This window comes from Actinosynnema sp. NPDC023587 (genome assembly GCF_040640215.1).
In the GTDB taxonomy this organism is placed as follows: domain Bacteria; phylum Actinomycetota; class Actinomycetes; order Mycobacteriales; family Pseudonocardiaceae; genus Actinosynnema.
In genome coordinates, this window is record NZ_JBFABG010000001.1 from 573,525 (window position 1) to 592,331 (window position 18,807).

The following is an 18,807-nucleotide window of genomic DNA, read 5'->3' on the forward strand; positions in this document are numbered from 1 at the left end:
ACCTCTTGCCCGCACGCGTGAAGATGGGCTGGTGAACCTCGCGCCCTACCTCGCGGTCCTGCGCACGCCCCGGCTGCCGTCGCTGATGCTGCTGATGCTCGTCGCCCGGGTGCCCGCGACGGCGGCGGGCATGACGATCACCATGCACGTGCTGCTCAGCCTCGAACGGGGCTACGGCGCGGCGGGCCTGGTCGGGGCGATGGCCACCGTCGGCATCGCGGTCGGCGCGCCGCTGATGGGCCGGCTCACCGACCGGCGCGGGCTGCGCGCGATGCTCCTGCTCTCCATGCTGTCCGAGGCGCTGTTCTGGTTCATCGCGCCGTTCCTGTCGTTCGAGGTGCTGCTGGTCACCTGCTTCGTGTCCGGGATCGCGGTGATGCCGGTCATGCAGATCGGCCGGCAGGTCACCACCGCCCTGGTCGGCGAGGCGGGGCGGCGGACCGCGCTGGCGATGGACTCGATGGCCGTCGAGGTCGCGTTCATGGCCGGACCGGCGCTGGGCGTCCTCCTCACCACGCACTGGCACAGCCGGGTCGCGATGTGGGCGATCGGCGCGTCCATGGTGGTGTTCGGGCTGGTCCTGTACGCGGTGAACCCGCCCATCCGGGACGACGCGGACCACGGCGCGCCGGTGCCGCGCGCCCAGTGGCTGACCGGCCCGGTGGTCGGCGTGCTGATCAGCGCGGGCGGCGCGACGTTCGTGCTCTCCGGGGTCGAGGTCGCCGTGGTCGCGAGCATGCGCGGGATGGGGTTGACCCCCTGGACGGGCGCGCTGATCGTGGTCATGTGCGTGGCGTCGCTGATCGGCGGGTTCGTCTACGGCGGCCTGGACCGGGTGCCGCCGGTGTGGGTGATGATGGGCCTGATGGGGGTGCTCGCGGTGCCGATCGGGCTGTTCGTCGGCACGCCGTGGGTGCTGGCGCTCGCGCTGGTGCCGACGAACCTCCTGTGCGCGCCGACCATCGCCGGCACCGGCGAGGCGATCACCCGGATGACGCCGGGCTCGGCGCGGGGCGAGGCGATGGGGTTGCAGGGGTCGGCGTTCACGCTGGGCGCGGCGCTCGGCGCGCCGTTCGCCGGGTTCGTGATCGACCACTCGTCGCCCGCGTGGGGGTACTTCGTGGCGGGCCTGGGCGCGGTGGCGATCGCCGCCGGCTCGTTGGCGCTGACGTCCAGGAGTCGCGGACCGCGCGTGGCGCTGCCCCGGTGAACACGCCCCCGGGGCCACCGGCCGCCGCGCTCAGAAACCCAGCGCGCTCAGGGCTTCGTAGAGCTGCTCCACGACCGGGCGGTGCCGGGCGTAGTAGTGCTGCGCGACGGCGTCCGGCTTGATCACGTGCGTCGGCTTGATCAACGTCGCCGCCGCGCGCAGGTCCGGCAGCTCGCCCAGCGCGTACCACGCCAGCAGCCCCGCGCCGACGCCCGAGCCCTCGCTGTCCTCGGCCGCCTCCAGGTCCAGCCCGAGCGCCGACGCCAGCACCGAACCCCACAGGGCGCTGCGGAACGCGCCGCCCGTCACCCGCACGGCGTGCACCTCGGCCACCGACCGCACCGCGTCCAGCACCAGCGCCATCTGCTGCGCCACGCCCTCCACCAGCGCCCGGGTGATCTCCGCGCGACCGTGCTCCCGCCGCACCCCGATCAACGCCGACCGCGCGTCCGGGTCCCACCACGGGGCCCGCTCCCCCAGCAGGTACGGCAGCGCGACCACGCCCGCCGCCCCCGGCGGGACGCCCTCGGCCTCCCGCAGCAACGTCGGCACGTCCACCTGGAACGTGTCGGCGGCCCACTGCGCGACGACACCGCCGTTGCTCACCGCACCGCCCGAGACCCACAAGCCGTCGGCGATGGCGTAGCAGAACACCCGTCCCCGCTCGTCCACGGAGGGCCGGTCGCGCACCACCCGGAGCGCACCGCTGGTCCCCATGGACACCGCCGCGACGCCCGGCACCACCGCGCCGACGCCGAGGTTCGCCATCGGGCCGTCACCGCCGCCGAGCACCACCGGCACCCCGCGCGGGATGCCGGGCACGTCCAGGACGAGCGGGAACGCCGTGGTGGGCGGCAGGAGTTCGGGCAGCGCCGCCGCGCGCACCCCGGCGAACGCCAGGGCGTCGGGGTGCCAGGCCAGCGACCGCAGGTCCATCAACCCGGTGCCGGACGCGGACGAGTGCTCGGTGGCCAGTCGGCCGGTCAGGCGCAGGGCGACGAAGTCCTTGAGCCCGCACCAGGAATGGGCCGTGATCCCGTGCGCGGTGAACCAGGCCAGCTTCACCAGCGGCGACATCGGGTGCACGGGCGTGCCGGTGGCCCGGTGCAGCGCACGGCCCTCGGGCGTGCCGCGCAGGCGGGACGCCTCGGCCACCGCCCGGTTGTCGGCCCAGCTCAACGACGGGGTGACCGGCATCCCGCTGGAACCCAGGCCCAGCAACGTGTGCATCGCGCCGGTCAGCACCAGCGCGCGCACCCGGTGCCCCTGCGCGGCGACCTCCGCCAACGCCCGGAGCGCCGCCTGGAAGACCACTTCGGGATCGTGCGTCGCCTCGCCCGACGGCGTGGTGCGCATCGGGTACCCGTGCTCCGCCGAGGCGAGCACACCCGCGTTCCGGTCGACCGCGATGACCTTGGTGGCCGTCGTGCCGAGATCCACTGCCAGCACTGCCTCAGCCATGCCGCGAACCTACCCGCCCGCCGCCCGCGCCGGGCCGTCCCGCCCGTACCCGGAGGAACCGACGACCCCGCCGGAGCCCGGTGGACCGGGTTCCGGCGGGGTCGGGAGGGGGTGGTGGCTAGAGCCGGCCGACCAGTTCTTCGGCGATCTCGTAGGTGTTCAGCGCCGCGCCCTTGCGCAGGTTGTCCCCGCACACGAAGAAGTCCAGCGTGTTCGGGAAGTCCAGCGCCTGGCGCACCCGGCCCACGTAGGTCGGGTCCTCGCCCACGACGTCCACGGGCGTCGGGAACTCCTTCGCCGCCGGGTCGTCCACCAGCACGATGGTCGGCTGCTCGGCGAGGATCTTGTGCGCCTGCTCGACGGTCACCTCGCGGGCGAAGGTCGCGTGCACGGCCAACGAGTGCGTGGTCACCACGGGCACCCGGACGCAGGTGGCGGACACCTTGAGGTCCGGGATGCCGAGGATCTTGCGCGACTCGTCGCGGACCTTGAGCTCCTCGCTGGTCCAGCCGTCGTCCTTGAGCGACCCGGCCCACGGCACCACGTTCAGCGCCAGCGGGGCCGGGAACGGGGAGTCGGAGACCGGCAGGCCCGCCGCCTCCAGGGCTTCCCGCACGTCGCCGGCGCGGACGCCGACCTCCTTGCCCGCCAACGCCTCCAGCTCGGCGTACAGCCGGTCGATCGCGGACTGGCCGCCACCGGACGCCGCCTGGTACGACGCCACCACCAGCTCGCGCAACCCGAACTCGCGGTGCAGCGCGCCGAGCGCGGCCATCATGGACAGCGTCGTGCAGTTCGGGTTCGCGATGATCCCCTTGGGGCGCGCGGAGATCTCGGCCGCGTTCACCTCGGGCACCACCAGCGGCACGTCCGGGTCCATCCGGAACGCGCCGGAGTTGTCGACCGCCACCGCGCCGCGTTCCGCCGCGATCGGTGCCCACTGGGCGGACACCTCGTCCGGCACGTCGAACATGGCGACGTCGACGCCGTCGAACGCCTCCGGCGACAGCGCGACGACGGTCAGCTCCGCGCCGCGCACGGTGATCTTCCTGCCCGCCGACCGGGGCGAGGCGATCAGCCTGATCTCGCCCCACGGCACCGACGGCCGGCGGTTGATGATGTCGATCATGACGGTGCCCACGGCACCGGTCGCGCCCACCAGGGCCAGCGTCGGGCTCATCGTCCACTCCCCGCGTACACCACGGCCTGCTCGTCCCCGCCCAGCTCGAACGCGTCGTGCAGCGCACGGACCGCGTCGTCCAACTGGGTGTCCCGGCAGATGACCGAGATCCGGATCTCCGAGGTCGAGATGATCTCGATGTTGACCCCGGCCGTCGCCAGGGCCTCGCAGAACGTCGCCGTCACGCCGGGGTGCGAGCGCATCCCCGCGCCGATCAGCGACACCTTGCCCACGTGGTCGTCGTAGAGGACGGCTTCGAAGCCGATCTCCGCGCGCACCTTCTCCAACGCCGCCACCGCGCGCGGGCCGTCGTCCTTCGACAGCGTGAAGGTCACGTCGGTGCGGCCGGACACGGCCTGGGAGACGTTCTGCACGACCATGTCGATGTCGAGTTCCGCCTCGGCCACGACCCGGAAGATCCGAGCCGCCACGCCGGGGTGGTCGGGGACCGCGGTCACGGTCACCTTGGCCTCGGACCGGTCGTGCGCGACGCCGGTGATCATCGCCTGTTCCACGGGAAGGTCCTCCACTGACCCGGACACGATGGTCCCGGGCTTGTTGCTGAACGAAGATCGGACGTGCACCGGGACGCCGTAGCGACGGGCGTACTCGACGCAGCGGAGCATGAGCACCTTGGCCCCGCACGCGGCCATTTCGAGCATCTCCTCGTAGGTGATGGTCTCCAGCCGGCGGGCGTTGGGCACGATGCGCGGATCGGCGGTGAAAACGCCGTCCACATCGGTGTAGATCTCGCACACGTCGGCTTTGAGGGCCGCCGCCAGCGCCACGGCGGTGGTGTCGGTGCCGCCCCGGCCGAGCGTGGTGATCTCCTTGCTGTCCTGGCTCACGCCCTGGAAGCCAGCGACGATCGCGATGGCCCCCTCGGACAGCGCGTCCTGGATGCGGCTGGGCGTCACGTCGATGATGCGCGCCTTGCCGTGCACGGACGTGGTCAGCACACCGGCCTGCGAGCCGGTGTACGAGCGCGCCTGCGCGCCCAGCGAGTGGATCGCCATCGCCAGCAACGACATGGAGATGCGCTCACCGGAGGTGAGCAGCATGTCCAGCTCGCGGGCGGGCGGTACCGGGGACACCTGGCGGGCGAGGTCGAGCAGCTCGTCGGTCGTGTCGCCCATCGCGGAGACGGCCACCACGACGTCGTTGCCGGCTTTGCGGGTCGCGACGATGCGCTCGGCCACCCGTTTGATCCGCTCGGCGTCCCCGACCGAGGAACCGCCGTACTTCTGGACGACGAGCGCCACAGATCCTCTCCCTCCGAGCCGAAGCCTGAGCGGGGAAACCCCAGCTCGAAGGGCAGACTACCCGTCCGGCGAGGCGGACAGCGGGGACCGTGACGGGCACTACCCTCGTGGTCGTGTCAACCCTGGAGGCCGTCCACGTGGAGCCGGAGGGCGCACCGGTGCCGGTGCGCGAGCGGCTGGCGCGCGCGGCGAGACACCGGGTGACCTCGGCGCTCGCGCCGGCCGTGCTCTACCTGCTGGTCCGGGAAACCGGGCTGCTGGTGCTCCGGGTGATGTCCGAGCGGTGGGACAAGGACCTGACCCGGGTCCTCACCGCGTGGGACGGGCAGTGGTTCCTGGGCATCGCCGAGGGCGGCTACGCGAACGTGGACCGCGGGCTGGTCGACGCGTTCTCCCGGCGCACCGACGAGACGCCGCTGGCGTTCTTCCCCGGCTACCCGGCACTGGTGCGGTGGGTGGACCACCTGCCCGGCGTCACGCCGGTCGGCGCGGGGTTCGCGGTGTCGCTGGTGAGCGGGCTGTGCTGCGCGTACGGCCTGCACCGGCTGGGGCGGCGGGTGTTCGGCGGGTCGCGCCGGGCCGGGCTGGTCCTGGTGGTGCTGTTCGCCGCGTCGCCGATGGCGGTCGTGCTGTCGATGACCTACTCCGAGGCCACGTTCTGCGCGCTGGCGGCGTGGTCGCTGGTCGGCGTGCTGGAACGGCGGTGGCTGCTCGCGGGCGCGTGCTGCGCGGCGGCCGGGCTCGTGCGGCCCACGGCGGCGGCGCTGGTCCTCGCGGTGTGCGCGGCGGCGGTCGTGGCCGCGATCACCCGGAAGGACGGCGTCCGGCCGTGGGTGGGCGGGGCGATCGCGCCGCTGGGCCTGCTCGGCTACCTCGGGTACGCGGCGGTGCGCACCGGCCGGTGGAACGGCTGGTTCGCGGTGCAGCAGGAGGGCTGGGACTCCCGCTTCGACGGTGGCGCGGCCACCTGGAAGTTCGCGCTGCTCGTGCTGGGCGACCCGCGCTCGGTGCTGGAGCTGGCCACGGTGTGGTTCCTGGTCGTGGCGATCGCGCTGGTGGTGGTCGGGCTGCGGCGCGGCCTGGAGTGGCCGCTGGTCGTGTACGGGGTGGGCGTGCTGGCCATGGACCTCGGGTCGAACGGGCTGATGAACTCCAAGGCGCGGCTGCTGCTGCCCGCGTTCACGCTGCTGGTCCCGGTGGCGCTCGCGCTGGCGCGGCGGCGGACGTCCACGGCGGTGGCGGTGCTGGTCGGGATCGCGGTGTTCAGCGCGTGGTTCGGCGCGTACGCCATCACGGCTTGGCAGTATGCGATCTGATGAAACTCAACCCGATCATCGCCGACCGCTGGAGCCCGCGCGCGTTCGACGCGGACGCCACCGTGGACCAGGCCGACCTGACCCTGCTGCTGGAGGCCGCCCGGTGGGCTCCCTCGCACGGCAACACCCAACCCGCGCGGTTCCTGGTGGGACAGCGCGGCGACGACACCTTCCGACGGATCTTCGACGTGCTGCGGCCCGGCAACCAGACGTGGGCGGGGCGCGCGTCCGCGCTGCTGCTCGGCGCACGGGCGACGACCGACGAGCGCGGACCGGTGCCGAACACCGAGTTCGGGCTGGGGCTGGCCGTGCAGAACCTGGCGCTGCAAGCCGTCGACCTGGGTCTGGTGACCCACCAGATGGGCGGTTTCGACCACGAGGCCGCAGCGCGGGAGTTCGCGCTCCCCGAAGATGTTGTGCCCGTCGTGGTCGTCGCCGTAGGAAAACTCGGTGACGCCGACCTCCTGCCGGAGGAACTGCGGGCGCGGGAACTGCGGGAGCGCGAGCGCAAACCGCTGTCCGAGATCGTGTTCACCGGTACGTGGGGAACGCCGTGGTCCACCGGAGAGCGGTCCGACCACCGCTGACCGGACCACGTGCCGCAACGACGTCGGCGGGCCGGGGCTCGTCCGCCCCGACCCGCCGACGTGACCGCGCGGACTACCTGGCCACGGCACGGGCCAGCAGGCCGGTGACGACCAGCCAGAACACCGCCGCCAAGCCGTAGTTGACGATGACGTCGAGGTTGGCGTTGCCGAACTGGAACAGGCCGGGGAAGAACAGCGCCAGCGGCTCCGCGAGCTGCTGGATGAACCGGAAGAACGCGTTGGCCTGGTTCGCCCCGAAGAGGAGCATGAGGATGTAGAGCACCTCGATGAGCGCGAAGACAGCGCCGACACCGCTGATCACCCGGGCAGCGGTGAAGCCTCCGCTGCGCGTTGAGGTTCGTGATCTGGACATGCGAAAGAGATGCCCGACGCCCTGCCGGGTGAAACACGAACGGGTGAAATTCCACCATCTGGGCGCTCGGTTCCACCTACGGGCGGATTCCGGTTATTGTGTCGGCGTGGCACGTGCCCTCCTGCTTCGCCGCCGTGACGGGGTCTGACCAGACCGGCCCCCCGTCGCGGCTTCGAGCGTTGCCGCCGGTCGTCATCCCACGGCCCGCAGGAGCCTTTTCGCCATGACGACTTCACCCGACGCGTACACCTCGGGCGTCAGCCGCATCCGTCCCCCCGCCCGCCCCGCGCCGGCCGACCAGCCCGCGTGGAACCCGCAGCGCGGCACCTCGATGCCCGTCCACCGCTACCGGCCCTTCCACGAGCTGGTCGAGGTGGTCGACGTACCCGACCGGACCTGGCCGGCCAAGCGGATCACGCAGGCCCCGCTGTGGTGCGCGGTCGACCTGCGGGACGGCAACCAGGCGCTGATCGACCCCATGTCGCCCGCCCGCAAGCGCAAGATGTTCGACCTGCTGGTGCGCATGGGCTACAAGGAGATCGAGGTCGGGTTCCCGGCCGCGTCGCAGACCGACTTCGACTTCGTCCGGGAGATCGTCGAGGACGGCGCGATCCCGCCGGACGTGACCGTCCAGGTGCTCACCCAGTGCCGCCCGGAGCTGATCACGCGCACGTTCGAGGCGCTGCGCGGCGCGGGCAGGGCCATCGTGCACTTCTACAACTCGACCTCGGTCCTGCAACGCCGCGTGGTGTTCAAGGCCGACCGCGAGGGCATCAAGAAGATCGCCACCGACGCGGCCCGGTTCGCGCTGGAGGAGGCGGAGAAGTACCCCGAGACCGAGTTCCGCTACGAGTACTCCCCCGAGTCCTACACCGGCACCGAGCTGTCCTACGCCCTGGAGGTGTGCGACGCCGTCTCCGAGGTCATCCGGCCCACGCCGGACAAGCCGCTGATCATCAACCTGCCGGCCACCGTCGAGATGGCCACGCCGAACGTGTACGCCGACTCGATCGAGTGGATGTCGCGCAACCTGGCCCGCCGCGACTCGATCCTGCTGTCGCTGCACCCGCACAACGACCGGGGCACCGGCGTGGCCGCCGCCGAGCTGGGCTACCTGGCGGGCGCGGACCGGATCGAGGGCTGCCTGTTCGGCAACGGCGAGCGCACCGGCAACGTCTGCCTGGTCACGCTGGCGATGAACCTGTTCAGCCAGGGCGTCGACCCGCAGATCGACTTCTCCGACATCGACGAGATCCGCCGCACGGTCGAGTACTGCAACCAGCTCCCGGTGGCCGAGCGCCACCCGTACGGCGGCGACCTGGTGTTCACCGCCTTCTCCGGCTCGCACCAGGACGCGATCAAGAAGGGCTTCGAGGCCCTGGAGGACGCCGCCAAGGCCGCCGGGCAGCACGTGGACGAGTTCCCGTGGGAGGTCCCCTACCTGCCGATCGACCCGAAGGACGTGGGCCGCAGCTACGAGGCCGTCATCCGGGTCAACTCGCAGTCCGGCAAGGGCGGCGTGGCCTACCTGATGAAGACCGAGCACCACCTGGACCTGCCGCGCCGGCTCCAGGTCGAGTTCTCCAAGGTGGTCCAGGAGGTCACCGACACGCACGGCGGCGAGATCTCGCCGAAGGACATGTGGGACTCGTTCTCGGTGGAGTACCTGGACGGGGCGGTGCCGCTGAAGCTGGTGCGGCAGAAGGTGAGCGCCGACGGCGGCGGCCACGAGAAGATCAAGGCCGTGGTGGTCGTGGACGGGGAGTCCCAGGAGATCACCGGCACCGGCAACGGCCCGATCGCCGCGTTCGTGGACGCCCTGGCCACCGTCGGCTACGACGTGCGGGTGCTGGACTACTCGGAGCACGCCATGGGTGCGGGCGACGACGCCCGCGCCGCCGCGTACCTGGAGTGCGCCGTGGGCGACCGGGTCCTGTGGGGCGTCGGCATCGACAGCTCCACGGTCTCCGCGTCCCTGCGCGCGGTCGTCTCAGCCCTGAACCGGGCCCACCGCTGACCTTCGCCGGCCGCGTTCACCGACCGCGCGCCGGCCGCGTTCGTCAGCCGCGCTCGGCGGCGAGGAAGGCGGCCCACCGCGCGGCCGGGAAGCCGAGCGCGGGGCCGTCGGCGTTCTTGGAGTCGCGCACCCCGGTCCCGGCCGGGGTCGCGCGGACTTCGACGCAGTTGCCGTTGTCCGCCGAGTACGTGGACTTGATCCAGCGGGGGGCGGGGACGGTCATGGTGATCTCCGGTTGCTACAGATCCCTGAGCCGCGAGGTGATCAGGGATCGGGACTCCCGGCGCGACAGCGCCGCTTCGCGAAGATTCTTCGCGGACATGCTATAGGAACGGACCTGCGCGGGGTCCTGCACGTTGAGCGCCCCCTCCTGGAGTTCGACGTACACGGCGTCGCGGAAGTTGTCGAAGCCGAGCAGCACGAACGGACCCGTCGAAGCCGAGTGCACCCCGACGCCGGTCCGGATCACCTGGATGTCCACATTGGACCGCCGGTCCAGTTCCAGCAGGTGTTCGAGCTGGCCGCGCATGGTGTCGTCACCGCCGACCGGCCGGTGGAGCGTGGACTCCTCGATGATCGCGTGCAGCACCAGCGGGCGCTCGACCTCCGACAGCCGCCGCTGGCGCTCCATCCGGAAGTGGACGACGCGGTCGCCCCGGTCGGGCCGGACCCGCCGGGAGAACGCCGTCACGGCGGTGGCGTACGCCTCCGTCTGGAGGAGGGCCGGCAGCACGATCGGCTCGTAGGTGAACTCGGTCGACGCGAGCCGTTCGAGCCCGACGAACGTCCGGAACCAGTCCGGGACCACGTCGGTCCACGCACCCCACCAGGTGCTCTCGTCGTCCTGGCCGGCCAGGGCCACGACGCGGTCGATGTCGGCGCGGTCCGCGCCGTAGAACCCCAGCAGCATGGCGACTTCATCGGGGCGCTGGCGGTACAGGCCCGCCTCGATCTGGCTGATCTTGCCCGAGGTGCACCCGATGACCTTGGCCGCCTCGGTGCCCTTCTTCCGCGCCCGATCGCGGTGCTCGCGCAGTTCGTTGCCGATCAGCCAGCTCAACGCCGAGGCCTCAGCCACCCGTCCTCCTCCGTGTCGGGGCAAGTCTGCCCGGTGGCGCGGCCGGCTCGACAGTCACCCGATTGTGGAATACCTAAAATCTTAGGTGTGTCTATAGCTTAGTTCTGTGCACAGGACGGTGCCCGAGTCGCCGGGAGGCGTGATGTTCCCAGAACCGGATGCCCGGACGCGTGACCGGCCGGGCCTGATCACGTGGACGACCGCGTGGGAGGACGCCGGGCCGGCGCTGGACCTGCTGTGCCGCGCGGCCGAGCGCATCGACATCCTGTCCCCGACCGGAGTGCCCGCGCTGACCGGGCTCGACCCCGCCCGGTGCACCGCCTACGTCTCCGAGGGCACCACCGCCGACCGGTCCGACGTCACGGTCCGCGTCATCCCGTGGCGGGTCGGGCTCTACCCGGGGATCGGGCGGGTGGTCACCCTCTTCCGGCTGCCCGGAGGCCGCGCGGTCGTCCACTACCCCTGCCCCCACGGTGCGGTCTTCACCGAAGACCCCGCCGAGTGCCGCGCCGCGCGCGAGGTGTTCGACCGCCTCCCCGCCTACGCGGCTGAACGTTCGCTGAAGAGGCCGGCCGGTGGGGAGCGATCCGGGCCCGGTTAGCGTTGCCGGGTCATGACCGCCCTGCTGGTGCTCTTCGTGGTCGCCGCCGTGCCGCTGCTGCCCACGGAGGCGGTGCTGATCGGTGCCGGCGTGCTCGCCGCGTCCGGCGAGCTGCCGCTGCTCGCGGTGATCCCGGTGGCGGCGGTCGGGTGCTTCCTGGCCGACCTGGTCAACTACGCGCTGGGGCGCAGCGCCGGGATGCGGGCGCTGCGGCGGTTGCGCCGGCGGCCGGGGCCGCGCGCGGTGGTCGAGTGGACCGCCGACCGGCTCGCCGATCGCGGGGAGCCGGTCCTGATCGCGGTGCGCTGGGTGCCGGGCGGCGGGGTGGTGGCGGCGCTGCTGGCCGGTGCGGTGCGGTGGCCGGTGCGGCGGTTCGTGCCGGTCGCGTTCGCCGGGTCGGCGCTGTGGTGCGCCTGGACCGCCCTGCTCGGGTACTTCGGCGGGCAGGTGGTGGAGGAGCCGCTCGCCGCCGTCGCCCTGTCGTGGGGCGTGGCGCTGCTGGTCGGCGTGCCGGCGGGGATGGCGGTGCGGTCCGCGCGGCGCAGGGCCGTCACGCCCGCCGGGTAGCCCGGTCCAGAGCCGCGCGCACGGCCGCGCGGGCGTGCGCGTAGACGTCCGGGTCGTCGTGCAGCACGGACCGGGCGTTGGCCAGTTGCAGGTAGGCGACCAGCTCGAACGCGAGCTGCGCCGGGTCGGCCGCCAGGTCCGGCACGTCCGCCGCGGCGGTCCGGATCAACTCGACCCAGCCCCGGTCGAACTCGGCGATCGAGTCGCGCACCCGGCCGGTGCGGGCGTCGAACTCGGCCTGCACGGAGTAGAAGAAGCACCCGCCGGGGAACGTGCGGCGCTCGGAGTACGCGAGCCACCCGTCCAGCAGGCGTTCCAGCCGGGCCAGGCCGGTCGCCGCGCCGGCGGGGGTGATCACCTCGTCGACGAAGATCCTGGCCGCCGCGCGCACGGTGGCGAGCTGGAGCTCCTCCTTCGACCCGAAGTGCGCGAACACGCCGCTCTTGCTGATCTCCAGCTCGGTCGCCAGCCGGCCGATGGACAGCCCCTCCAGCCCCTCCACCGACGCGATCACGGCGGCCCGCCGCAGGATCTGCCGCCGGGTCTGCTCGCCGCGCTCCACGCGTCCGTCGACCTTCACCCCACCCACGCTAGCCCCCTTGACCACCCGGCAACTAATTGTACGATCGTTCGTACAACTTCCAAGGGGGCCTCGTGGACCTGCTCGAACTCGACCGGACCGCCATCGACCGCACCACCGCGCTGGTCGCGGCACTCGACCCGGAGCACTACGACCTGCCCACGCCGTGCGCGGGCTGGACCGTCCGGGACGTGGTGCGGCACCTGGTCGACATGGCGATCCAGTACGACGCCGGCGCGCGCGACGGGAAGCCCCGCGCGCGGATCTCCGACGACCTCGTCGCGGCCTACATGGCGGCGGGCGACCTGGTCACCGGGTCGTTCCGGGCCGAGGGCTTCCTGGACCGGGACGCGCTGCTGCCCGGCTTCGGCACGCACCCCGGCCGCAACCTGGTCGGCGCGCACCTGGTGGACACCGTGGTCCACTCGTGGGACCTCGCCCGCGCGCTGGGACGTGACGGCGTTGTGGAGGACGACCTCGCGCTCGTGGCCTACCAGGTGGCCCGCCGCTACCCGGACACGCCGGACGTGCGGGGCCCGGGGGCGGCGTTCGCGTCGCCCGTGGACGTCGCCGAGGACGCCCCGACCACCGACCGGCTGGTCGCGCTGCTCGGCCGTTCGCCCGACTGGCGGCCCTGACCGACCGCGCGGGGTGCCGCCCAGGGGGAGGCACCCCGCGCGGGGGTCACGGGTTGAGCGCCTCGGTCACCGACGCCGGGCCGACCAGGGGGACGTCCGGCGAGAGGCCGTCGTCCTCCTGGACCAGCACGGCCTCGACCTCGTGCGGTCGGATCTTCCCGGCGCGGATGTCCTCCGCCCAGTGGCAGGCGACCTTGTGGCCCGGCAGCACCTCGCGCAGCGGGGGGCGGTCGGACGCGCACTTCGTGTCCTGCTTCCACGGGCACCGGGTGTGGAACCGGCACCCGGTCGGCGGGTTCGCGGGCGAGGGCAGGTCGCCCTTGAGGAGAATCCGCTCGCGGCGGTCCTCCACCAGCGGGTCCGGCACCGGGATCGCCGACAGCAGCGCCCTGGTGTACGGGTGCAGCGGCTCGGCGTAGAGGGCGTCCGAGGTCGCCTCCTCCACCAGACCGCCCAGGTACATCACGCCGACCCGGTCCGAGATGTGCCGCACCACGGCCAGGTCGTGCGCGATCACCAGGTAGGTGAGCCCGAACTGCTCCTGCAACTCCTCCAGCAGGTTCACCACCTGCGCCTGCACCGACACGTCGAGCGCGGACACCGGCTCGTCGGCGATGATCAGGTCCGGTTCGACGGCGAGCGCGCGGGCGATGCCGATGCGCTGCCGCTGACCGCCGGAGAACTCGTGCGGGTACTTGCGCAGCGACGTGGACGGCAGGCCCACGGCGGTCAGCAGGTCCCGCAACCGCTTGCCGGTGGCCTCCTTGCCCTTGTCCAGGCCGTGCGCCCGCAGGCCCTCGACCAGGATCGACTCCACGGACTGCCGGGGGTCCAGGGACGACATGGGGTCCTGGAACACCATCTGCATCCGCCGCCGCGTGGTGCGCAGCGCCTCGCCCTTGAGCGTGGTCAGGTCGGTGCCGTCGAACACCACCCGGCCGGCGGTCGGCTCGGTCAGCCGCAGGATCGCCCGCCCGAGGGTGGACTTGCCGCAGCCGGACTCGCCGACCAGGCCGTAGGTCTCGCCGCGCCGGACGCTCAGGTCCACCCCGTCCACGGCGTACACGTACCCGACCGTCCGGTCCAGCACGATGCCCCGCTTGATCGGGAAGTGCACCTTGATGCCCTGCACGGACATCAACTCGTCCGCGACGGGCTCCGCGACAGGCTCCACGACCGCACTCAGCGGCCCGTCGGGCACCGCCGCCGCTCCGCTCTGCGAGCTCATGCCGTCACCTCCTCGGGCACCGGGGGCTGGACCGGGTTGTGGCAGCGCAACAGCCTGCCGGAGCCCAGGTCCTCCTGCTCGGGCGTCGTCCGGACGCACACGTCCAGTGCGTTCGGGCAGCGCGGCGCGAACGCGCACCCGTGGTCCCACGGGATGTTGTCGGCCACGGACCCCTTGATGGGTTGCAGCTTCTCGCCGCGCGGCGCGTCCAGTCGCGGGATCGAGGCCAGCAGCCCGTGCGTGTACGGGTGGCGCGGCTGCGCGAACAGGTCGTGCCGCTGCGCCTTCTCCACGACCCGGCCGCCGTAGAGGACGTTGACCTCGTCGCACAGCCCGGCCACGACGCCCAGGTCGTGCGTGATCATCACCAGCGCGGTGCCCAGGTCCTGCACGAGTTCCTTCAGCAGGGCCAGGATCTGCGCCTGGATGGTCACGTCCAGGGCGGTGGTCGGCTCGTCCGCGATGAGCAGCCGGGGCCGGCACGCCAGCGCGATCGCGATCAGCGCGCGCTGCCGCATCCCGCCGGAGAGCTGGTGCGGGTACTCGGTCAGCCGCCGGGTCGGGTCGGGGATGCCGACCTTCTCCAGCAGTCCCGCCGCCTCCACCATCGCCTTCTTGCGCGACATGTCCCGGTGCCGCTCCAGCACCTCGGTCACCTGCACGCCGATCGGGATGACCGGGTTCAGCGACGACAGCGGGTCCTGGAAGACCATGCCGAGGTCCCGGCCGCGCCGGTCGCGCATCTCCTTGTCCGACAGCGACAGCAGGTTCGTGCCCTCGTAGGACACGGTCCCGCTGACCCGCGCGCCGCGCTTGGGCAGCAGCCCCATCACGGCCAGCGAGGTGACCGACTTGCCGCAGCCGGACTCGCCGACCAGGCCCACGGTCTGGCCCGGCTCCACGTCGAAGCTCACGTGGTCGACGGCGGTGAAGGGCTTCTCCCCCTTGCGCTCGAAAACCACGGTGAGGTCACGCACTTCCAGCAACGCCATGACTCACCGCCTGCTCTTGGGGTCGAGGGCCTCGCGCAGGGTCTCGCCCATGAGGGTGAACCCGAGCGCCACCACGATGATGCAGCCCGCCGGCCAGACCGCCAGGTGCGGGTGGGTGTCGAACACGTTCTGCACGTCGCCCAGCATCTGCCCCCACTCCGGAATCCGGTCGTCGGGGTTGCCCAGGCCGAGGAACGACAGCGCCGCCGCGTCGATGATGGCCGTGGCCAGCACCAGCGTGGACTGCACGATCACCGGGCCGAGCGAGTTGGGCAGCATGTGGCGGAACACGATCGCGCCCGGCTTCACGCCCAGCGCGGTGGCCGCGAGGACGTGGTCGCTGTGCCGCTGCGCGAGCATGGAACCGCGCAGCAGCCGGGCGAAGACCGGGATCTGCACCACCGCCACCGCGACGATGACGGTGAACTGGTTGGGACTGGCGAACAGCGCGCTGATGCTGAACGCCAGCAGCAGGCTCGGCAGCGACAGCATGACGTCGACGATCCGCATGACCGCGGAGTCGACCCAGCCGCCCAGCGCGCCGGCCAGCGTGCCCAGGGTCAGGCCGCCGGTCAGCCCGATCAGGGTGGCCAGCACGCCGACGATCAACGTCTGCTGCGAGCCGACCAGCAACCGGGAGAAGAAGTCCCGGCCCTGGAGGTCGCCGCCCAGCGGGTGGCCGTCCTGGGGCGGCGGGATCTCGTTGCGCGCCTTGACCACCTGGTCGATGAGCATGGGTTGGGACGGGTCCTGCGGTGCCAACCACGGCGCGAACAGGGAGATCAGCACGAACAGGCCGATGATGACCGCGCCGGTGAGGAACACCGGGCTGCTGCGCAGCGTCCGCCACGCGCTCGCGGCCAGGCTGACCCCGGCGTCGTCGGCGCTCGACGCGGCGAGCGCGTCGATGCGGTCCTTCTTGTTGCGTCCGACTTTGTCGGTGGGAGTGACCATCGCGGGCTACCTCGTCCTGATCCGCGGGTCGATGAACGCGTACGAGAGGTCCACCAGCAGGTTGACCAGCACGTAGACGACCGTGGCCATGATGATCAACAACAGCAGCACCGGGTAGTCCCGTCGTTCGAACCCGATCGCCAGCGCCTGGCCGACCCCGGGCAGCGAGAACACCTTCTCGGTCAGCACCGCGCCGGCGAGCAGCGCACCGGTCTGGAGACCGATCGTGGTGACGACGGGGAGCATCGCGTTGCGCAGGACGTGCCGCCGCCGGATGGTCGGGGCGGTGAGGCCCTTGGACTCGGCGGTGCGCACGTAGTCCTCTTCGAGGACGTCGAGCACGGCCGCCCGGGTGATCCGGAAGACCACCGCGAACGGGATCGTGGCCAGCGCGACGGCGGGCAGGATCAGGTGCTCGATCGAGTTCCACACGGCGTCCCACTCCTGGGTGATGACGCCGTCGAACACGAAGAAACCGGTCACCCGGGTCGCGCCGATCTCGTCCTGGCGACCCTCCGTCGGCAGGCCCAGCACCGAGGACAGGGTGTCCTTGAGGACGTAGGCCAGGAAGAACACCGGGACGGCGACGCCGATCAGCGAGCCGCCGACGCTGAGGTTGTCGAACCAACCGCCGCGCCGCTTGGCGGCCATGTAGCCGAGCGGGATGCCGATCGCGATGGCGATCACGATCGCCAGGAAGCTGAGCTCGATGGTGGCGGGGAACCGCTGGAGGAAGACGTCCATGGCCGGCTTGCCGGGCTGGACACCGGTCGAGGTGCCGAAGTCGCCGGACAGGGCGCGGCCGAGGAACTTGAAGTACTGGACGACGATCGGCTGGTCCAAGCCGAGCTGTCGGGTGAGGGCTTCCCGCGACTCGGGCGTGGCGCGCTCTCCCAGGAGGGCCGAAACCGGCCCACCCGGGAGAGCGCGCAACCACGCGAAGAGCAGCAGGGACAGCACCAGCACCACGCCGACCAGCTGGATGAGCCGTCGGATCGTGTAGCGGAGCATTGAGCTACCCCGTTGTCTCAGTCAGCTCGTCAGCCCTTGGAGGCCGTGCCGAACCGCTCGTCGGTCAGCGGGCTGGGCGTGACGCCCTGGATCTCCTTCTTGAACACGATCGCCGGCGGGGAGTGCGAGATGGCGATGGCCGGCAGGTACTCCTGCATCAGCTTCTTGTTCAGGTCCTCGTACAGCTTGGTCCGCTTGTCGGCGTCCGGCTCGGCGTTCGCCGCGGCCAGGCTCGTCGCGAGGGTCTCGCCCCACGGCGACTTGCCGGTGCTGAAGCGGTTGTCGGTGCGGCCGAAGAACGTGCCGACCCAGTTGTGCGCGGTGCCGTTGTCACCGGTCCAGCCGAGCAGGAACAGGTCCGGGACGTGGCCGTCGACGTCGGTCAGGTAGCCGCCGTTCCACGGCTTGCTGACGGCCTCGACCTTGACGCCGGCCTTCTGGAGGTCCCCGGCGATCGCGCCGTAGAGGTCCTTCGGGCTGGGCATGTACGGCCGGGTGACCTCGGTCGGCCAGTAGAACTTCAGCGTCAGGTCGGACGCGCCGGCCTCGGCGAGCAGCGTCTTGGCCTTCTCGGTGTCGAACTTGACGGCGGTCAGCGACTTGTCGTAGCCGTCGACGCCCGGCGGCATGAACTGGGTGGCGACGGTCGCGCCCTCCGGGAGCTGCGACTTGACGAGCTGCTCGCGGTTGATCGCGTACTCCAGCGCCTGGCGGACCTTGAGGTCCTGGAGCTTCGGGTTGTTCGACTGGTTGATGCCCAGGTACAGCACGTTGAACGGCGGGCGGACCTTGACGTCGAAGCCGTCGCTCTTCAGCCCGGCCCAGTCGGCCGCGTTCGGCAGGTCGTAGCCGTCGATGTCGCCGGCCTTGAGCGCCTGCTTGCGGGCGGTCTCGTCCGGGATGATCTTGAAGACGACCCGGTCCAGCTTGGCCTTGGTGCCGTGGTAGTCGTCGTTGCGGACGATCTCCACCACGTTGTTGGCCTCGTCGAACTTGCCGAACTTGAACGGGCCGGTGCCGGTCGGGTGCTCTTTGGCGTAGGCCGGGTAGGTGAACGCGTCACCGGCCGTCGCGACGTTGTCCGCGTCGTACTTCTTCAGCGCCTCGGGGCTGGAGATCGAGAACGACGTGAAGCCCAGCACCGACGGGAACTGCGAAGTCGCCGAGGTCAACTCGACGACCGCGGTCTTCGGGTCCTTGGCCGCGCACGACTTGAACAGCGACGGCTTGTCCGGGGTGTCCGCGAAGCCGCCGAAGTTGTCCAGCCAGTACTGGGAAACCGCTTCGCTCTGCGCGGCACCCTTCTGGTTGTACCAACGGTCGAAGTTGGCGCAGACCGCTTCAGCGTTGAACGGAGTGCCGTCGTGGAATTTCACATTTTCTTTGAGTGTGAACGTCCACGTCTTGCCATCCGAGGAGGAGTCCCACTTCGTCGCGAGAGCGGGCTCTACGTCGGCGGTGCCCGGCTTGAAGCCGACCAGGCCCTCGAACAACTGGCGGGAGACGCGGAAGGTCTCGCCGTCCGTGGCGTAGAACGGGTCGAACAGCTTGGGGGCACCGGCTGCGCCGAAGGTCAGCGTGCCACCCGACTTGCCGGACCCGGATTCGTCACCGCGCTCGGATTGCGCGCAAGCGGACAGTGCGAGCGCGGCGACGCCGGTCAGGCCGATCGCGGCCGTCCAGCGACGCCGGGCCGTTCGGGAATGAGCCATCAAACACCCCTAGTGGAAATCCGGGATCTCACGGTGTGGT

General features: G+C 71.6%; 19 protein-coding genes. 7 read left to right on the top strand and 12 right to left on the bottom strand.

Annotated features, from left to right (window positions below; translation table 11 throughout):
- The first annotated feature begins 31 nt into the window (after positions 1-31).
- Positions 32-1,210 carry an MFS transporter gene (locus AB0G01_RS02885; RefSeq protein ID WP_360938995.1) on the top strand — a complete coding sequence of 393 codons (1,179 nt, stop codon included), beginning with the start codon at positions 32-34 and terminating at the stop codon, positions 1,208-1,210.
- A 30-nt stretch (positions 1,211-1,240) separates the two neighbouring features.
- Here the strand turns inward: AB0G01_RS02885 and AB0G01_RS02890 are convergent, their stop codons facing one another.
- From AB0G01_RS02890 to AB0G01_RS02900, 3 genes are all read right to left on the bottom strand, one after another.
- A complete protein-coding gene (locus AB0G01_RS02890) occupies positions 1,241-2,671 on the bottom strand; it encodes a gluconokinase (RefSeq protein ID WP_360938997.1) in 1,431 nt (476 codons plus the stop codon).
- A gap of 118 nt (positions 2,672-2,789) precedes the next feature.
- A complete protein-coding gene (locus AB0G01_RS02895) occupies positions 2,790-3,851 on the bottom strand; it encodes an aspartate-semialdehyde dehydrogenase (RefSeq protein ID WP_360938999.1) in 1,062 nt (353 codons plus the stop codon).
- Positions 3,848-5,113 carry an aspartate kinase gene (locus AB0G01_RS02900; protein ID WP_360939001.1) on the bottom strand — a complete coding sequence of 422 codons (1,266 nt, stop codon included), beginning with the start codon at positions 5,111-5,113 and terminating at the stop codon, positions 3,848-3,850. The genes AB0G01_RS02895 and AB0G01_RS02900 overlap by 4 nt, the downstream gene beginning before the upstream one ends.
- Before the next feature lie 113 nt (positions 5,114-5,226).
- Here AB0G01_RS02900 and AB0G01_RS02905 point away from each other — a divergent pair, with 113 nt between their 5' ends.
- Positions 5,227-6,429 carry a hypothetical protein gene (locus tag AB0G01_RS02905; RefSeq protein ID WP_360939003.1) on the top strand — a complete coding sequence of 401 codons (1,203 nt, stop codon included), beginning with the start codon at positions 5,227-5,229 and terminating at the stop codon, positions 6,427-6,429.
- Entirely contained in the window at positions 6,429-7,016 is a 588-nt protein-coding gene (locus AB0G01_RS02910; RefSeq protein ID WP_360939005.1) for a nitroreductase family protein, read from the top strand. Before AB0G01_RS02905 ends, AB0G01_RS02910 begins: the two co-directional genes overlap by 1 nt.
- 73 nt (positions 7,017-7,089) lie before the next feature.
- Here the strand turns inward: AB0G01_RS02910 and AB0G01_RS02915 are convergent, their stop codons facing one another.
- Positions 7,090-7,389, bottom strand: coding sequence for a hypothetical protein (locus AB0G01_RS02915; RefSeq protein ID WP_360939007.1), 300 nt, complete (start codon positions 7,387-7,389; stop codon positions 7,090-7,092).
- A gap of 223 nt (positions 7,390-7,612) precedes the next feature.
- On the opposite strand from AB0G01_RS02915, the gene leuA reads away from it, so the two are divergent.
- Positions 7,613-9,406, top strand: a complete 1,794-nt coding sequence (gene leuA, locus AB0G01_RS02920; protein ID WP_360939009.1) for a 2-isopropylmalate synthase — start codon at positions 7,613-7,615, stop codon at positions 9,404-9,406.
- A gap of 43 nt (positions 9,407-9,449) precedes the next feature.
- Here the strand turns inward: leuA and AB0G01_RS02925 are convergent, their stop codons facing one another.
- Both AB0G01_RS02925 and AB0G01_RS02930 read right to left on the bottom strand, forming a co-directional pair.
- Complete coding sequence (locus tag AB0G01_RS02925) at positions 9,450-9,629, bottom strand: DUF397 domain-containing protein (protein ID WP_360939011.1); 180 nt, start codon at positions 9,627-9,629, stop codon at positions 9,450-9,452.
- A 15-nt stretch (positions 9,630-9,644) separates the two neighbouring features.
- The gene (locus tag AB0G01_RS02930) at positions 9,645-10,484 is read right to left on the bottom strand and encodes a helix-turn-helix transcriptional regulator (protein ID WP_360939013.1); all 840 of its coding nucleotides are present in this window, start codon (positions 10,482-10,484) and stop codon (positions 9,645-9,647) included.
- 142 nt (positions 10,485-10,626) lie between these two features.
- On the opposite strand from AB0G01_RS02930, the gene AB0G01_RS02935 reads away from it, so the two are divergent.
- Both AB0G01_RS02935 and AB0G01_RS02940 read left to right on the top strand, forming a co-directional pair.
- A complete protein-coding gene (locus AB0G01_RS02935; RefSeq protein ID WP_360939015.1) occupies positions 10,627-11,085 on the top strand; it encodes a Scr1 family TA system antitoxin-like transcriptional regulator in 459 nt (152 codons plus the stop codon).
- A 12-nt stretch (positions 11,086-11,097) separates the two neighbouring features.
- Positions 11,098-11,652 carry a VTT domain-containing protein gene (locus AB0G01_RS02940; protein ID WP_360939017.1) on the top strand — a complete coding sequence of 185 codons (555 nt, stop codon included), beginning with the start codon at positions 11,098-11,100 and terminating at the stop codon, positions 11,650-11,652.
- Here AB0G01_RS02940 and AB0G01_RS02945 read toward each other — a convergent pair.
- Positions 11,636-12,232: a TetR/AcrR family transcriptional regulator gene (locus AB0G01_RS02945; RefSeq protein ID WP_360939019.1), complete on the bottom strand. Its 597-nt coding sequence runs from the start codon at positions 12,230-12,232 to the stop codon at positions 11,636-11,638. The genes AB0G01_RS02940 and AB0G01_RS02945 overlap by 17 nt on opposite strands.
- Before the next feature lie 74 nt (positions 12,233-12,306).
- Here AB0G01_RS02945 and AB0G01_RS02950 point away from each other — a divergent pair, with 74 nt between their 5' ends.
- Complete coding sequence (locus tag AB0G01_RS02950) at positions 12,307-12,870, top strand: TIGR03086 family metal-binding protein (protein ID WP_360939021.1); 564 nt, start codon at positions 12,307-12,309, stop codon at positions 12,868-12,870.
- A 46-nt stretch (positions 12,871-12,916) separates the two neighbouring features.
- On the opposite strand, the gene AB0G01_RS02955 is transcribed toward AB0G01_RS02950, so the two are convergent.
- From AB0G01_RS02955 to AB0G01_RS02975, 5 genes are all read right to left on the bottom strand, one after another.
- Positions 12,917-14,008 carry an oligopeptide/dipeptide ABC transporter ATP-binding protein gene (locus tag AB0G01_RS02955; protein WP_360939852.1) on the bottom strand — a complete coding sequence of 364 codons (1,092 nt, stop codon included), beginning with the start codon at positions 14,006-14,008 and terminating at the stop codon, positions 12,917-12,919.
- 86 nt (positions 14,009-14,094) lie between these two features.
- Positions 14,095-15,090 carry an ABC transporter ATP-binding protein gene (locus AB0G01_RS02960; RefSeq protein ID WP_360939023.1) on the bottom strand — a complete coding sequence of 332 codons (996 nt, stop codon included), beginning with the start codon at positions 15,088-15,090 and terminating at the stop codon, positions 14,095-14,097.
- A 3-nt stretch (positions 15,091-15,093) separates the two neighbouring features.
- Positions 15,094-16,044, bottom strand: coding sequence for an ABC transporter permease (locus AB0G01_RS02965; RefSeq protein WP_360939025.1), 951 nt, complete (start codon positions 16,042-16,044; stop codon positions 15,094-15,096).
- Between the two features lie 6 nt (positions 16,045-16,050).
- Complete coding sequence (locus tag AB0G01_RS02970; RefSeq protein ID WP_360939027.1) at positions 16,051-17,055, bottom strand: ABC transporter permease; 1,005 nt, start codon at positions 17,053-17,055, stop codon at positions 16,051-16,053.
- A gap of 29 nt (positions 17,056-17,084) precedes the next feature.
- The gene (locus tag AB0G01_RS02975; protein WP_360939029.1) at positions 17,085-18,767 is read right to left on the bottom strand and encodes an ABC transporter substrate-binding protein; all 1,683 of its coding nucleotides are present in this window, start codon (positions 18,765-18,767) and stop codon (positions 17,085-17,087) included.
- Between the last annotated feature and the right edge of the window lie 40 nt (positions 18,768-18,807).

Excerpts from the sequence above, each read along its gene's own strand:
- AB0G01_RS02890 (WP_360938997.1), bottom strand. The coding sequence starts at position 2,671 with ATGGCTGAGGCAGTGCTGGCAGTGGATCTCGGCACGACGGCCACCAAG.
- AB0G01_RS02895 (WP_360938999.1), bottom strand. The coding sequence starts at position 3,851 with ATGAGCCCGACGCTGGCCCTGGTGGGCGCGACCGGTGCCGTGGGCACC.
- AB0G01_RS02910 (WP_360939005.1), top strand. The coding sequence starts at position 6,429 with ATGAAACTCAACCCGATCATCGCCGACCGCTGGAGCCCGCGCGCGTTC.
- AB0G01_RS02915 (WP_360939007.1), bottom strand. The coding sequence starts at position 7,389 with ATGTCCAGATCACGAACCTCAACGCGCAGCGGAGGCTTCACCGCTGCC.
- leuA (WP_360939009.1), top strand. The coding sequence starts at position 7,613 with ATGACGACTTCACCCGACGCGTACACCTCGGGCGTCAGCCGCATCCGT.
- AB0G01_RS02925 (WP_360939011.1), bottom strand. The coding sequence starts at position 9,629 with ATGACCGTCCCCGCCCCCCGCTGGATCAAGTCCACGTACTCGGCGGAC.
- AB0G01_RS02935 (WP_360939015.1), top strand. The coding sequence starts at position 10,627 with ATGTTCCCAGAACCGGATGCCCGGACGCGTGACCGGCCGGGCCTGATC.
- AB0G01_RS02940 (WP_360939017.1), top strand. The coding sequence starts at position 11,098 with ATGACCGCCCTGCTGGTGCTCTTCGTGGTCGCCGCCGTGCCGCTGCTG.
- AB0G01_RS02955 (WP_360939852.1), bottom strand. The coding sequence starts at position 14,008 with ATGTCCGTGCAGGGCATCAAGGTGCACTTCCCGATCAAGCGGGGCATC.
- AB0G01_RS02960 (WP_360939023.1), bottom strand. The coding sequence starts at position 15,090 with ATGGCGTTGCTGGAAGTGCGTGACCTCACCGTGGTTTTCGAGCGCAAG.
- AB0G01_RS02965 (WP_360939025.1), bottom strand. The coding sequence starts at position 16,044 with ATGGTCACTCCCACCGACAAAGTCGGACGCAACAAGAAGGACCGCATC.
- AB0G01_RS02970 (WP_360939027.1), bottom strand. The coding sequence starts at position 17,055 with ATGCTCCGCTACACGATCCGACGGCTCATCCAGCTGGTCGGCGTGGTG.
- AB0G01_RS02975 (WP_360939029.1), bottom strand. The coding sequence starts at position 18,767 with ATGGCTCATTCCCGAACGGCCCGGCGTCGCTGGACGGCCGCGATCGGC.